16 protein-coding genes and 1 pseudogene are annotated in these 13,189 nt (G+C 41.9%); 7 read left to right on the top strand and 10 right to left on the bottom strand.

Going from position 1 to position 13,189, the window contains the following annotated elements:
• Nucleotides 1-239: 239 nt before the first annotated feature.
• Genes AC0L6H_RS10555 through AC0L6H_RS10545 form a run of 3 tightly spaced genes read right to left on the bottom strand, consistent with a single transcriptional unit; the run spans nt 240 to nt 2,377 of the window.
• A complete protein-coding gene (locus tag AC0L6H_RS10555) occupies nt 240-1,640 on the bottom strand; it encodes an Lnb N-terminal periplasmic domain-containing protein (protein ID WP_473394241.1) in 1,401 nt (466 codons plus the stop codon).
• Nucleotides 1,630-1,848 (bottom strand): hypothetical protein, encoded by a 219-nt coding sequence (locus tag AC0L6H_RS10550; RefSeq protein WP_473394240.1) that lies wholly within the window; start codon nt 1,846-1,848, stop codon nt 1,630-1,632. Before AC0L6H_RS10550 ends, AC0L6H_RS10555 begins: the two co-directional genes overlap by 11 nt.
• Nucleotides 1,849-1,903: 55 nt before the next feature.
• A complete protein-coding gene (locus AC0L6H_RS10545; protein ID WP_473394239.1) occupies nt 1,904-2,377 on the bottom strand; it encodes a DUF3015 family protein in 474 nt (157 codons plus the stop codon).
• Nucleotides 2,378-2,519: 142 nt separating this feature from the next.
• Between AC0L6H_RS10545 and AC0L6H_RS10540 the strand changes: the two genes are divergently transcribed.
• The 4 genes from AC0L6H_RS10540 (at nt 2,520) to AC0L6H_RS10525 (ending at nt 4,513) form a co-directional block, all read left to right on the top strand.
• Nucleotides 2,520-2,825, top strand: coding sequence for a TolB-like translocation protein (locus tag AC0L6H_RS10540; RefSeq protein ID WP_473394238.1), 306 nt, complete (start codon nt 2,520-2,522; stop codon nt 2,823-2,825).
• Complete coding sequence (locus AC0L6H_RS10535) at nt 2,792-3,412, top strand: hypothetical protein (RefSeq protein WP_473394236.1); 621 nt, start codon at nt 2,792-2,794, stop codon at nt 3,410-3,412. The genes AC0L6H_RS10540 and AC0L6H_RS10535 overlap by 34 nt, the downstream gene beginning before the upstream one ends.
• 545 nt (nt 3,413-3,957) lie before the next feature.
• Entirely contained in the window at nt 3,958-4,227 is a 270-nt protein-coding gene (locus AC0L6H_RS10530) for a type II toxin-antitoxin system CcdA family antitoxin (RefSeq protein ID WP_473394235.1), read from the top strand.
• Complete coding sequence (locus AC0L6H_RS10525) at nt 4,187-4,513, top strand: CcdB family protein (protein ID WP_473394234.1); 327 nt, start codon at nt 4,187-4,189, stop codon at nt 4,511-4,513. The genes AC0L6H_RS10530 and AC0L6H_RS10525 overlap by 41 nt, the downstream gene beginning before the upstream one ends.
• Before the next feature lie 153 nt (nt 4,514-4,666).
• On the opposite strand, the pseudogene zapE reads toward AC0L6H_RS10525, so the two are convergent.
• Nucleotides 4,667-5,763: pseudogene (zapE, locus tag AC0L6H_RS10520) on the bottom strand (cell division protein ZapE).
• A gap of 212 nt (nt 5,764-5,975) precedes the next feature.
• Between zapE and AC0L6H_RS10515 the strand changes: the two are divergent.
• The 3 genes from AC0L6H_RS10515 (at nt 5,976) to AC0L6H_RS10505 (ending at nt 9,194) form a co-directional block, all read left to right on the top strand.
• The gene (locus AC0L6H_RS10515; protein ID WP_473394233.1) at nt 5,976-6,434 is read left to right on the top strand and encodes a ZapG family protein; all 459 of its coding nucleotides are present in this window, start codon (nt 5,976-5,978) and stop codon (nt 6,432-6,434) included.
• 71 nt (nt 6,435-6,505) lie between these two features.
• Nucleotides 6,506-7,864, top strand: coding sequence for a DegQ family serine endoprotease (locus AC0L6H_RS10510; protein ID WP_473394231.1), 1,359 nt, complete (start codon nt 6,506-6,508; stop codon nt 7,862-7,864).
• Between the two features lie 244 nt (nt 7,865-8,108).
• Nucleotides 8,109-9,194, top strand: coding sequence for a trypsin-like peptidase domain-containing protein (locus AC0L6H_RS10505; RefSeq protein WP_473394230.1), 1,086 nt, complete (start codon nt 8,109-8,111; stop codon nt 9,192-9,194).
• Nucleotides 9,195-9,229: 35 nt separating this feature from the next.
• Here the strand turns inward: AC0L6H_RS10505 and murA are convergent, their stop codons facing one another.
• The 6 genes from murA to mlaE all read right to left on the bottom strand — a co-directional run bounded on the left by murA (nt 9,230) and on the right by mlaE (nt 13,175).
• Nucleotides 9,230-10,492, bottom strand: a complete 1,263-nt coding sequence (gene murA, locus AC0L6H_RS10500; protein WP_473394229.1) for a UDP-N-acetylglucosamine 1-carboxyvinyltransferase — start codon at nt 10,490-10,492, stop codon at nt 9,230-9,232.
• 8 nt (nt 10,493-10,500) lie between these two features.
• Nucleotides 10,501-10,749 (bottom strand): BolA family protein, encoded by a 249-nt coding sequence (locus AC0L6H_RS10495; RefSeq protein ID WP_473394227.1) that lies wholly within the window; start codon nt 10,747-10,749, stop codon nt 10,501-10,503.
• Between the two features lie 30 nt (nt 10,750-10,779).
• On the bottom strand, nt 10,780-11,103 hold the full coding sequence (locus tag AC0L6H_RS10490) for an STAS domain-containing protein (protein WP_473394226.1): 324 nt from the start codon (nt 11,101-11,103) through the stop codon (nt 10,780-10,782).
• Nucleotides 11,104-11,802 carry an MlaC/ttg2D family ABC transporter substrate-binding protein gene (locus AC0L6H_RS10485; protein WP_473394511.1) on the bottom strand — a complete coding sequence of 233 codons (699 nt, stop codon included), beginning with the start codon at nt 11,800-11,802 and terminating at the stop codon, nt 11,104-11,106.
• A gap of 72 nt (nt 11,803-11,874) precedes the next feature.
• Complete coding sequence (gene mlaD, locus AC0L6H_RS10480) at nt 11,875-12,399, bottom strand: outer membrane lipid asymmetry maintenance protein MlaD (RefSeq protein ID WP_473394225.1); 525 nt, start codon at nt 12,397-12,399, stop codon at nt 11,875-11,877.
• A gap of 8 nt (nt 12,400-12,407) precedes the next feature.
• The gene (gene mlaE / locus AC0L6H_RS10475; protein WP_473394509.1) at nt 12,408-13,175 is read right to left on the bottom strand and encodes a lipid asymmetry maintenance ABC transporter permease subunit MlaE; all 768 of its coding nucleotides are present in this window, start codon (nt 13,173-13,175) and stop codon (nt 12,408-12,410) included.
• Nucleotides 13,176-13,189 lie beyond the last annotated feature (14 nt).

Genomic DNA, 13,189 nt, shown 5'->3' with positions numbered 1-13,189 from the left:
GATTGAAGCTTCTGTTTTAAAATACGAGCTAATGCGGATGCGAATATCAGCGCTTTCGCTTTGTAAAAGCGATATGCCACAGCCTATTTTTCGTTTAGACCGATGACTATGATTTTTGATATCGTATACATAGCTTAATTCGCAATGTAGTTTTTGACCTTGAATGCTCCCGAGTAGACCAATAGTAGGGAGCAAAAATACTCGCGAACCAAGTAAGTTTGGACTCGTTATTCTAGCATTTAGTGTGGCGTACCCAGTGGTATTAGTAAAATAGCGGCTTGCATAGCCAGCCCCCCTTGAGCAAATGCTTCAAAACGATTATCCAAACCATCAATATAATTTCGCTGGCCGCCCACGTTTACATTCCAAGCCAAGCCTTCGTCATAGTTGAGGCCGCTCGCCTCTACAGGATAAGTTTCAATTTTCAGCAAATCAATATGGGATAGTTCGATATTATTTGCGCTCAAACGAATACCAACTTCTCCCATTGTTAAAGCTGAATTCGGAAGTAATGAGCCACCAGAAGATAGCAAGTCATAAAAAGCAGGCCTTAGTGTCAAGTCAATCACGTTATTCCTGTCGGAGTGTGCAAAGGCAAAGCGCGCTAATGAAGGTTTATGCCCCACATCAGGATCAACTTTAGGTTTATCAATACTGACCCGAGTTTCGTTCGCGGGAAGTTTAATTCTAGCGAGTTGAATATCTCTTTTTTTCGTATTTAGCCAAAGAATACTTTGCTCGTCTCCTTTAGCTTGTGTCAGTGCAAAGGAGACATAATCGTAAAACACATCAAGAAGCTGAGAATCTAGACCTAGTTGCATTGCTTTGATTGATTCATTTGTACTGAAGTAGGTTTTCATCGCTTTTTGTTGTGTTGGAGACAGTCCACTGAAGTTGTGTCTAAATTTACTTTGCCTTGAGGGTATATAGTCAGGTTGAGATACAAGCGGCATGCCATTTTGTTGCATTTTTTCCATGCTCTTGAATACATCGATGGGTAACACAAAAGGATGTAATGAGGATAAAATATCTTCTTGGCTTACGACCTCAATAGCCTTTGCTAAGTGATATGCACAATTACGAGAAGTGAAGTAATAAGTATATTCAGACCGCATTAACTCCCAAGCATGGGCGGCGAGTAAGTGTTTGTCGTACCTATTTAACTGTAATGTATATTTCCATAAATCACGCATTTCTACTTCGGTATAGTTTAAATTATGTCTAAAGAAGTAATTGGAAGAGTATTCAGCTTGATAGCCGCCAAAAAGCCCCTTGAGTATATAAACGACAGGATTTTCATCATTAGGTACCACGGCACCAAAGTTTACACTGTTACTAAACAATTCTTTAGTGACTTCGTCAGTTTCAAATTTAAGTATCAAATGACCATAAAAAGAGGCTGGATTGCCAAGATAGCCGTCGGCGTAAACAACCGAGATATCAAATTCGTCAGCACCTATCCACTCAACCAGTTCAGGGCAATCGGACAAGCTAAATGCATCAATAAAGCCATGCTTTGCGAGGAATAGCGTTCGTGCAGGATAATTGCACTTGAAGCTAAAGCCATTCTCGAGTATTGGGTTAATCTTCGCCTTTTGTAGTGTTGCCACTAATTCTCGATAAGTAAAATTATCTGCCACGGGATTTGTCAAAAAAAGTGGCTGACCCAATCTCCGACTCGCCTTTTTCAACATGCAGTAATTTAAGCCATTGTCTTGATTCTGAGAGTGCTAGTATTTGCTCATCAAGTTCTTTAGTAATTTGGCTAATGGCATTTGCAGATAGACTAAACAACAAAGCGAAAAGAAGAGCAGTTGGTTTAAGCATAACAGAGAATAATAACAACATTAAAGGCCGCACACTATGCGGCCAAATATATGTAGAAGGAAACGAACAAATTAATTTAGCTTACGGTGCAAGCGGCGTCAGTAATTTTGTATAAAGATTCTGCTTTAATCTCTTTTGACGAATTTACAAAATCGTCGTTTTCAAGTTTTGTTGCTAATGCATTGCGGATAACATTCGCTGAATCAGCTGAACATGACATTAGCGTTAGCATTGCAGATAAATGCTCGCCGTTGCCTTTCACAAGGTCTTGCTCAATAGATGCGTAAGTTTCATTGATAAACTGGGCAGCAACAACCTTATTGCCCTCACAACTGTCTTCAGATGCAGACGCTGAAGTAACGGCAGTTGTGCCTAAATCCCAGATGATGTTAGATAACGCAGCAGCAGTGCCATTGTCGTCAAAAATCATCGCCCCGATGCCACAATCTTTCCAAGGGTTAACTTTTTGTTGTGCTTGCGCAGCAACTGACATCGATAAGGCAGCAATAACTGTCAAAATAGAGCCCAGTGTGTAAACGTTTTTTTTCATAGAATCATTTCTCTTGTAGTTAGGTTCGTTTCCCTTCGATTTGAATATTTCACACTTTGTCAACGCTAGCAAATAATTTTTTGTAAAAAACCATTTACATTTGATAGCAGTTAAGAAAATGTCACTTTCATCGCTAGTGTAATTGTCGAATTGCATACCAACAGCCGAACGTTTTTTTCCTGACGATATTCAGCAAGACGGCAAAATCACGCTAAGCCCAAGCTATACTCCAGATGGCAATCGAATTTATTTTTCACAATCAGAATGCTCTCCCATTTGGGAATGTCCCCAACGTTTAAAAACATCAACTTACAATGGTAAGCGATGGACTAAACCAGTATTTGTAAGGCTGCCAACAAACGATAGAGTTGATTGGCCATTTGTGACGCCTGATGGCAAGCGCCTTTTATTCTCGTGGGCAGCCCTCGTTCTGAATATAAAAACCTAGATATATACGAAAATTTTGACCTTTTCAGCTTAGACCTAAGTGAACCTGAAGCCGTTCCGCAAGCAATATTGGGCGCTGATATTAACAGACCTAGAGCGGGTGCAATTAAAAAAACACGTTTTGTACATAACGAGTCTCTTCCAAGTGTAACTAACAGCGGTGATCTTTATTTCATGACAGAACGATCTGATGGAACTGGTGAAAGAGACATTTATCTTGCACGAGCTACACAAAGCGGAGAATACGCAATTGCTCACCCCTTACCCGCACCAATTAACTCAACAGACAGAGATGACGGCGTATGGGTAAACCCCGAAGGAAACTTGATGCTACTGAGTTATTCTAATAGAGGAGGTAAAGGTAGCGCAGATATATTTATATCAAATAAGGTTGACGGTATTTGGCAAAGCCCTATCAACGTTGGAGATACAGTAAATACTGGCTATGCTGAGTTTGGAGCAAGAATAAGCCCTGATGGGAAAAAACTAATCTTCACATCTGACAGACCATTTGAGGGTCAGAGCGAAGGTCTATTGCAAGCGTGGATAGTTGATTTTCCATTACATTTAAAACATTCCTCTAAATAAGGCTTAGTTTTGCTAATTAGATTTAACTCATCTACGGCGGTTGACTTAAAGCAATGGTTTATCTCAGAAAGAAAGATAGAAGCAAACAGTAAATAATCTGACCATTAGCCAATGACTAATTAGCGACTTATTAGAGTAAGGTCGTAATACTTTTTCTAAATTTTAAGAAGTTTTACGAGTCACTTTCTCCTAAATAGTTGTTGTATTGATGGTCGGCTAAGAGGCAGATAGCGGACGGATTTTCACCTCTAACCTTCAAACATCCTAGGTCATTGCCGCGCAGGCGGCAACCTCCCAAACAGCATAGTAAATTCAAAAAAGAAAAGTTATTTCAATAACATAAAACCTATTGTTATCGAAACATTTCTTAAATAGTTGGAGGTCACCGCCTTCGCGATGATGACGGTGGGAAGTTTCAAATAAGGTGTTGGATGTATCGTCTATGACCGGTATTGGATGTTAGCTGATATACCTCTTGTAATTCGATAATAAAAATAATACTCATGCTGTTAGTATTGAATACCTAGTAAATATGGCATATTATTATGCGCATAAATTATGCGCGTTATTTAAATGGTGGTTTCATGCCTCAAAAATCTGCTTGCAATACGACAATCAATAGTGACTTACTTAAAACCGCCAAAGATCTGAATATAAAACTTTCTGTTGTCTTTGAATCTGCTTTGGAAAAAGAAGTTACTATTAGAAAACAATCTCAATGGATGATAGATAATAAGTCAGCAATTGAACTTCACAACCAAGAAATTCTAAAGCATGGAACTTTTTCCGAGTCTATTGGGCAACTCGATGATTGAACAATTTTACATTTATAGTTACTCGTCCCAACTAGTTGTTGTTTTGACAAACACTACTTTTAACGATGTAGAATCCTTGTTAGTCGCACCCTTAAAAAGGCAGAGTAGGACTTTAATTAGTAACCTTCAAATCCCATGTGAGCTTGAAGGTGAGGAGTACTATATAGACCTCCTTGACATAGCGACCGTGTCGCAGAAAAACCTTAAAACGAGTAAGTTTTCGCAAATTACTCAAAAGCGACAAGACATAAAATATGGTCTTGATCTGCTTATTGATGGTTTTTAGCTAATCGAACTCAACGGCGGCTTATGGATGTTTTTTGACAGCGAGGAAACCAGTATAGAATGCCGTTTTGTCTAAATACAGTGCTCATAGCTCAGACTCAGAAACTTTGGCCTAAAGCTGACACTTGTTTTAAAAAAACGATGAGGCTCACTTCTAAGATAAATGTGCCTGGGACAAATAGTCTCGTGACTGCATTTCTTGCAAACGACTCAAGCAGCGCTGGAACTCAAAATTCAAACGGCCATCGCTATACAAACTTTCCATATTTACTTCAGCTGAAATGATGAGTTTGACCTTGCGTTCGTAAAATTCATCAATCATGGCAATGAAACGTCGAGCGACATCATCTTTTGACCCATCCATTTGCGTGACATTTGCTAGCAAAACGGTCTGATATTCACGACTAATTTCGATGTAATCGGTTTGGCTTCTAGGACCATCGCACAGAGCTAAAAACTCAAACATAATGACCCCTTCTGCTTTTTTCATACTCGGAATCTTACGACCTTCAATATCGATGGCTACGTTACTTTCATATTTGTCGGGTGTTAATTTGCTAAAGTAGTTATTTAGGTTTTCTTGCGCGGCCTTATCTAGGGGGAAATGGTATATTTCAGCCTGTTCGAGCGTGCGCATGCGGTAGTCATTGCCGCTATCTACATTCACCACACGGGTGTGTTGGTTAATAAGTTCAATCGCGGGTAAAAACCGCGTGCGCTGCAAGCCATTCTTATATAAGCCGTTTGGCTCGATATTAGAGGTTGCCACCAACACAATACCTTGCGCAAACAATTCTTGAATAAGCGTGCCCAAAATCATGGCGTCGGTAATGTCTGAAACAAAAAATTCGTCAAAACAAATAATGCGGGTCTCTTTGGCCAGCTTCTTTGCTATCAGTTTCAATGGGTCTTGTTGTTTATCGAGTAATTTTAACTCCTGATGTACTCGATGCATAAATCGATGAAAATGCACTCGCATCTTATTTTCGAAAGGTAAGCATTCGTAAAAGGTATCAACCAAATAGGTTTTCCCTCGGCCTACTCCGCCCCAAAAATAGATACCTTGAATATTGGGTTTTTCCATAGCCCGCCCAAACGTCGCTTTCAACGTGACTCGCCACGTACGCTTTTTTTAGGTTGGGTTAGTTCATCAAACAATCGTTGAAGTTCTTTAACTGCGTTTTCTTGCGCAGCATCGTACTGAAAATCAATAAAAGAGAGGTCGTCTTGGTATTTTTCCCAAGGAGTCATTCACGGGCCTTTTTCAAGTATCATTAAAGCAATCACATAATTATACAAGGCTACAAATGAATTGAATAGCGATGATGTGTGCATTGTAGCGGTTTAAAAGTTGATTTTTTTGATTTAGACACACACATTTACATAAATAGCACTTGCAACTGACGCAAGGATAGTCAAAGATCAAGCTCGTTATTTTCTATTTTTCTATTTTGGAGTTATCTATGGACCTTCTCGCAATATTAATTGGCCTTATTGTTGGGTTAATCGTGGGCTTTGCTATAGCGTGGTTTTGGACTAACTCTGCCGCATCAGCTAAGAAAAGCGCTAAAAGTAGCACTGAATCTGAGTTAAAGGGCTTATTGGCGCTACAAGCTAAAAATCATTTAGATGTGACTCGCCAATCTATTCAAAGTCTAGAAAACGAGCTAAACCGTTTACTAAATAGCGTGAAAGAATATGAACAATCACTCGACGTCTCTAATGAAGATTATTCTAAAAATACTTTTTTCGGCGAACACGCTAGTATGTTCCTACGCAATACTGACAGCTCAGCAAATAAAACGATGATGAGCGAAAATATTGACGACCAACCAAAAGACTTTGCTAATAGCGGATCGGGCGTATTTGTAGGCACACCAGGTATACAAGCTGAGTTTTCAAAAGAAAAAACTACCAATTAGCTTGAGATATGAACTAATGCCCCTAAGTTAAGGTCTGTACTAGGTATAATTATTTAGGAGTATTTAGATTCATGAAAAGAGCCATACGCCAAGCTGCTTTTGCGGTGATTACCGCGGCTTTTGTAGCCGCAACTTCAGCCAATGCCTTAGCAGGTATTCCGTTTTTTTCTAAAGACGAAATGCCTTCCCTTGCCCCTATGCTTGAAGATACAACACCTGCCATTGTGAGTATTGCGGTCAAAGGTACCCAAACAACTCAACAGCAAGTTCCTGAAATGTTCAAGTATTTTTTTGGTAACCCCAACAACCAAGCCCAAGAACGACCGTTCAGAGGTTTGGGGTCTGGTGTGATTATAGATGCCAAAAAGGGCTATGTGGTAACAAACAATCACGTGGTTGATAATGCTGACGAGATTTTAGTTAAACTTACCGACGGACGCGAATTAGTTGCCAAAAAGCTAGGCGCTGACGAGCAAAGTGATATCGCTTTACTTCAAATTGATGCTGAGCGTTTAGTCGATGTCGAATTGGCTAATTCAGATGAATTACTTGTGGGTGATTTTGTTGTCGCCATAGGCAATCCATTTGGTTTAAGCCAAACCGTGACCTCTGGAATCGTTAGTGCCTTAGGCCGCTCTGGTCTGAATATTGGTGGCTATGAAGATTTCATTCAAACTGACGCCGCCATAAATCGCGGTAACTCAGGCGGTGCATTAGTGAATTTACGCGGTGAATTAGTGGGTATTAACACTGCTATTTTTGGACCAAATGGCGGCAATGTAGGCATAGGATTTGCCATCCCAAGCAACATGATGAAAAGCTTGGTCGATCAAATTATAGAATTTGGTGAGGTGCGCCGCGGCCTGCTAGGCATCATTGGTGGCGATGTTGACGAAGGGCTCGCTGATGCTTTCAATTCTGAAGTCAACATTGGTGCCTTTGTAAATGAAGTTGCCCCAGGGACTGCAGCAGAAAAAGCCGGATTGCAAGCTGGTGATATAATCACTGAGATAAACGGCAATACCCTTACAGGATTTAACGAGCTACGCGCTAAAATTGCAAGTTTAGGTGCAGGTGCTGAGGTAGACCTCACTATAATTCGCTCAGGTGAAAAACAAAAAGTGAAGGTTGTACTTGATGCTGCAGGTCCAAGTCAGGCTGCAGCAAAAGAAATGCACCCTGCCCTTGAAGGCGCGCAGCTTAGCAATGCTAAAGACAAAGATGGTAGTGATGCAATACGCGTTGATAGCGTAGCTGAACGTTCTCCTGCTGCCAGTATTGGTTTGCGCGAAGGTGACATTATAGTGGGTGTCAACCGCCGACGCGTGAATAACCTTAAAGAGTTTTCTGAGCGTATAAGTAACACCAAAGATGTGATTGCACTTAACGTAAGACGCGGCAACAGTAGCTTGTACATTGTCATTCGATAACAGTAACTTGTAAACTATCGTCTTGGCGATATAGGACAAATAACAAAGGCCCATCTCATTATTGATGGGCCTTTTTTTATCCGCCTTAGTTGATACGCCACTCGACATTTAGCGGCCAGTTTGGCACCAGGCCCAAGCATTGACTGCGCATGCCCTAGCCAAAAGGCTATGCTTAAACCAATGAATTTGTTATTATTTGAAGCGGTGTCGACGCTAGTCTTTGTTTTTTGGGAATCTGCTCTTTATGTCTATTTTTTCGCGGTTTTTGCTAGCAATACTAAAACCCATCATTTTGGGTGTGGTGGTTGCTGCTATGCTGCTATTCTTGTTCCCCGAATTTAGACAAGGTGAAGGCTTAAATCTCCACTTTTTAAACACCGAGCATAACCCTCCTCAGCGCCTAAGTTACTATGACGCTCTCGCGAGTAGTGCACCTGCTGTTGTCAATATTTATAGCGTGAGTTTAGAAAACTCTAATCGTTTATTTAGAAGTAGCCCCATTGAGCGAACAAATTTAGGTTCTGGCGTCATCATGCGCGATGATGGCTACCTACTTACCTGTTATCACGTTATAAGAAATGCCGACAGCATCATCGTCGGTATTCAAGACGGTCGATTCATTCCTGCCCAACTAATCGGCTTTGATGAGGTTACTGATTTAGCCGTACTTCGTATATTTGAAGAAAATTTGCATGTGATTCCACAGGTTGAAGAACCTAACCTGCGCGTTGGTGATGTTGTTATGGCTATTGGCAACCCGTTAGATCTTGGTCAAACAATTACCTCGGGCATCGTTAGCCGACTCGGAAGAAACAACGGACTAGCTAATTACTTTGATAGAGTGCAAACCGACGCAGTCTTGAATCCTGGGAATTCTGGCGGGGCCTTGATTGATTCAAACGGGTATTTAGTCGGCATTACAAACGCTAATTTTAAAACTCTCGACAATCGCGGCAGAGTGCAAGATGTTAGTGGTGTTAATTTTGCGCTTCCCTACCCCATAGCAAAACGTGTCATGGACGATATTATTGAAAATGGTCGCGTTAGTCGTGGACAACTTGGCTTTAGTGGCAAAGGCTACGATAATCGCGGAATTTTGGTAGAAGAGGTTACCGCTGGTGGGCCTGCTGCTGAAGCGGGTCTTAAAGTGAATGACTTATTGTTGTCGGTCAATGGTGAGGCAGTCGCTGATGTTTCAAAAACGCTCGATTTAATTGCAGGCACTCGCCCTGGCGCTCAGTTAGAAATCGTCGTGAGCAGAAACGATCAACTTATCACGATGACAGTTACTGTAGGAGAGTTAAATCCGCAAATGGCCCTAAACAGCTAGGACCAAAGCTTGCTAAGCGGTTTTAATAACCTTTATTAGTTACTCACCCTTTCGATGTGCGCGCCTAAACCACCTAACTTAGCTTCGATTGCCTCATAGCCACGGTCTAAATGGTATATCCGGTCAACAATGGTTTCACCATCAGCAACAAGTCCGGCAATAACCAAACTAGCCGACGCGCGTAAGTCAGTCGCCATAACTTGTGCCCCACGCAGTTTCGAAGAACCTTGGGTAACAGCATTATTACCTTCTAATTCGATTTTGGCACCCATTCTGTGTAATTCAGGCACATGCATAAAGCGATTTTCGAAAATGGTTTCAGTGATAACACCATTGCCTTGAGCCACTGCATTTAAGGTTACAAACTGAGCTTGCATATCGGTAGGAAAACCCGGGTGCGGCATCGTTTTAAGGCTAACTGCTTTAGGTGCCTTGCCTTGCATGTCTAAACTGATCCAATCATCACCTATTTCGATTATCGCGCCAGCTTGCTCTAACTTACTTATCACCGCTTCGAGCGTTGCGGGCGCAGCGTTTATGCATTTAATCGCGCCTTTTGAAACCGCAGCGGCAACTAAAAACGTTCCCGTTTCAATGCGGTCTGGCAATATATCATAGGTGCAGCCGTGCAGCGTCTCAACGCCGTCAATAGTGATCTTATCGGTGCCAGCACCAGATACATTTCCACCCATAGCGTTAATGCAATCGGCAAGATCCACAATTTCAGGTTCACGCGCCGCATTTTCTAAAATCGTTTGGCCGTCTGCGAGGGCAGCTGCCATCATTAAGTTTTCAGTTGCCCCTACGCTCACCATATCCATAAAGATACGCGCACCCTTTAGCCTGCCATTCACAGATGCTCTGACATAGCCTTCTTCAACATCGACTTTGGCACCCATTTTCTCGAGGCCATTTAAATGTAAATTTACCGGCCTAGCGCCAATGGCACATCCGCCTGGCAGCGATACGTTGGCGCGGCCATATTTAGCCAGTAGAGGGCCAAGGACTAAAATAGACGCACGCATCGTGCGCACTAATTCATACGATGCGGTTACACTATCTAATTCGCTAGCGTCGATTTCGACGGAGTTAGTGGTAAGTTGGTTGACTTTCGCACCAAAATCACGCAACAGTAAAACCGTTGTATTGATGTCTCGCAAATTAGGAACATTAGTAAAGGTACAGGCAGAGCTAGCTAACAAGCTAGAGATAAGTACTGGAAGAGCTGCGTTCTTAGCACCTGATATTGTCACAGTGCCATGCAAAGGAGGACTTTTTTTAATGCGTAGTTTATCCAAGGTCAATCCTAGTTAAATAATTTGTCGCGCTGCCATTGGGCGGTATCAAAGGTTTTAATGGACACGGCATGAATAGTGCCATCAGCAATAAGTTCAGATAAAGGTGCATAAACAAATTGCTGCCTTTTCACACGACTCATATCGACGAATCGGTCATCAATTGCAATGATTTGGAAATGCGTGCCTTCGCTTTTTACTTTAACATCGTGCAATTCTAAGCGAGCTTTCAGCATGCTAGCAATTTCTTCGTTGGTCATAAGCTTCCTATATAATTTACGACTTGTTATTTATTCAGCAATGAGCAGCGATTTTGCACCGCTCAAATCAGCCAAGTTAAGTAGTTTATCAGGAACGCTTTGAAAGCTCACCTTTACTTTGTCCGCTTTGGCGTGTTTAACCAAATTAATTAGCCAAGCTAGGCCCGCTGTGTCAGAACGATCAACATCACTTAAATCCACGGTCAATTTTCCGCTTTGGCTCACAGCATCGCGCTCCTTCGAAGCCAAGCGCGGCCAATAATCATGTTCAAGTGTCATCTGATCAAGTTCACCGCTTATTAATAAGCAAGCATCGGAGCCACTTGAAGTGGGTAGATTCAGCTTCAGATTCACTTAAATTTTCTCACTAGACTCTGCGTTATCGCTACTATCTTTATCGTCGCTTTGAAGGACAATAGGTTGCCTAATACTCTCGCGCATCTGCTCAATGACTTTAGCTATCCCTTCTCTACGTAATATACCTTCAAACTCAGATTGCTTGCTCGACAGTAAACTTATGCCTTCAGCAATCATATCGTAAGCCTGCCAATCTCCACTACGAGCGTCTTTTCTCACCTTAAAAGCGACTTTAATGTCAGGCCTTACATCGTCACGAATAACCGCTCGGACAGTAACGTCGGTGCGATCACCATATTCTTTTACCGGGTCAAATAACACCTCTTGGTTATCGTAGTAACCCATCGCTACCGCATATGTAGTAATAAGGTATTCACGAAACACGGAAACAAACTCTAAAAGTTCTTTTTTCTGAACTTGGCGAGCATATTTCCCCAGCACTTTGTAAGCAGAAAAACGATAGTCAATATAGGGCATCAACTCTTCTTCCATGATGGTGCGCAAGTTTTCAGGGTCTTGCTTTATCTTTGCTTGGTCTTTTTTAATACGGTCAAAGGTTTTAGATGCCGCTTGTTCAACCATTTCATAAGGGTCATCTTGGGCCACTTTAATTGCTTCTACAGCCTCGGCCTGCGCTACTAGTGTTGCGTCTTGATTTGCTAATGCATAGCTTGTATTACCTACGCTAAACAGCATAAGTATTGCGGCGATCGCACTTAGCTTTTTCAGCGGAATTAAGCTTTTTTGGGTATCTTTGAAAGTTTTCAACTATTCACTTCCTTGGTTAAATAAGAACTGGCCAATAAGATCTTCAAGTACCAATGCTGACTTGGTATCAAAGATTTCTTCGCCTTCTGTTAAATATGGACAATCAGATTGGGTAGTAGTTTCACAAACCTTATCTTCTTCTATGCGAACTAAGTCTTCGGGGAAAATAAAGCCAGGAGATAAGCCTATAAACTGTTCCCCCAATAATCCTGAAGTTAAAATCGACAAACTGCTGGTATCTGGGAATGTATTTGCATATTCAGTTGAGATTTTAAGCTCAACAATTGGCATTAAGTCCGTTTTATGCAAGTAGATACGCTCAACTCGCCCCACCACAACACCACCGACTTTTACCGATGAGCGAGCCTTCAATCCACCTATATTGTCAAATCGAGCAGTGAGCGTAAAAGTATCTGTGTTACCACTCATCCCTTGATTGGCTACTCTAAGCGCTAACAACAAAGCCGCAGCAATCGCTAATGCGACGAAGAAGCCTACTAAAATTTCTGTTTTTCTTGAGGTCATCGATATTCCTAACTAATGCCAAACATTAATGCTGTTAATATAAAATCTAATCCGAGTATCGCAAGTGACGAATACACAACGGTTTGTGTAGTAGCTTGGCTAATACCCTCAGAGGTAGGGATACATGAATAACCCTTAAACAGAGCAATCCATACCACCACTAGCGCAAACACTAAACTTTTTATGACGCCGTTGATGACGTCTTTGTCCCATTCAACCGTGGCTTGCATAATAGACCAGTAACTCCCAGAGTCGACGCCAAGCCAGTCAACGCCAACAATGTGCCCACCCAAAATGCCGATGGCAGAAAAAATCATTGTTAGCATGGGTAGGCTAATCACACCCGCCCAAAAACGCGGCGCGATGATACGACGTAAAGGGTCAACCGCCATCATTTCCAGACTACTCAGTTGCTCAGTTGCTTTCATTAAGCCTATTTCAGCAGTTAACGCAGACCCAGCCCTACCAGCAAAAAGAAGCGCGGTCACAACAGGCCCAAGCTCTCGCAATATAGACAAGGCCACCATAGGACCCAGACTACCTTCAGCCCCATAATTTACCAGTATAGTGTAGCCTTGGAGAGCCATAACCATACCAATGAATAAACCCGACACCATGACAATCAACAAAGATTGCACACCCACTACATAAATCTGGGCAATGGTTAGACGAATATGCTTTAACTGCGGCAATGCGAACAATGCACCAAATAGCATCAATGACGCTTGCCCGATAGCATTGAAGCGGTCTAGACTTGCCTTACCCAAATTAGCCAAATAATTAGTTAAGA

The sequence above is a fragment of the Glaciecola sp. G7-5 genome (genome assembly GCF_055808975.1).
The sequence above is the reverse complement of the archived record's forward strand: the minus strand, read 5'-3'. Positions and strand labels throughout refer to the sequence as shown.

Excerpts from the sequence above, each read along its gene's own strand:
- AC0L6H_RS10485 (WP_473394511.1), bottom strand. The coding sequence starts at position 11,802 with ATGCTGTTTAGCGTAGGTAATACAAGCTATGCATTAGCAAATCAAGAC.
- AC0L6H_RS10495 (WP_473394227.1), bottom strand. The coding sequence starts at position 10,749 with ATGACCAACGAAGAAATTGCTAGCATGCTGAAAGCTCGCTTAGAATTG.
- AC0L6H_RS10505 (WP_473394230.1), top strand. The coding sequence starts at position 8,109 with ATGTCTATTTTTTCGCGGTTTTTGCTAGCAATACTAAAACCCATCATT.
- AC0L6H_RS10515 (WP_473394233.1), top strand. The coding sequence starts at position 5,976 with ATGGACCTTCTCGCAATATTAATTGGCCTTATTGTTGGGTTAATCGTG.
- mlaD (WP_473394225.1), bottom strand. The coding sequence starts at position 12,399 with ATGACCTCAAGAAAAACAGAAATTTTAGTAGGCTTCTTCGTCGCATTA.
- AC0L6H_RS10510 (WP_473394231.1), top strand. The coding sequence starts at position 6,506 with ATGAAAAGAGCCATACGCCAAGCTGCTTTTGCGGTGATTACCGCGGCT.
- AC0L6H_RS10525 (WP_473394234.1), top strand. The coding sequence starts at position 4,187 with ATGGAACTTTTTCCGAGTCTATTGGGCAACTCGATGATTGAACAATTT.
- AC0L6H_RS10530 (WP_473394235.1), top strand. The coding sequence starts at position 3,958 with ATGCGCATAAATTATGCGCGTTATTTAAATGGTGGTTTCATGCCTCAA.
- AC0L6H_RS10545 (WP_473394239.1), bottom strand. The coding sequence starts at position 2,377 with ATGAAAAAAAACGTTTACACACTGGGCTCTATTTTGACAGTTATTGCT.
- AC0L6H_RS10550 (WP_473394240.1), bottom strand. The coding sequence starts at position 1,848 with ATGTTGTTATTATTCTCTGTTATGCTTAAACCAACTGCTCTTCTTTTC.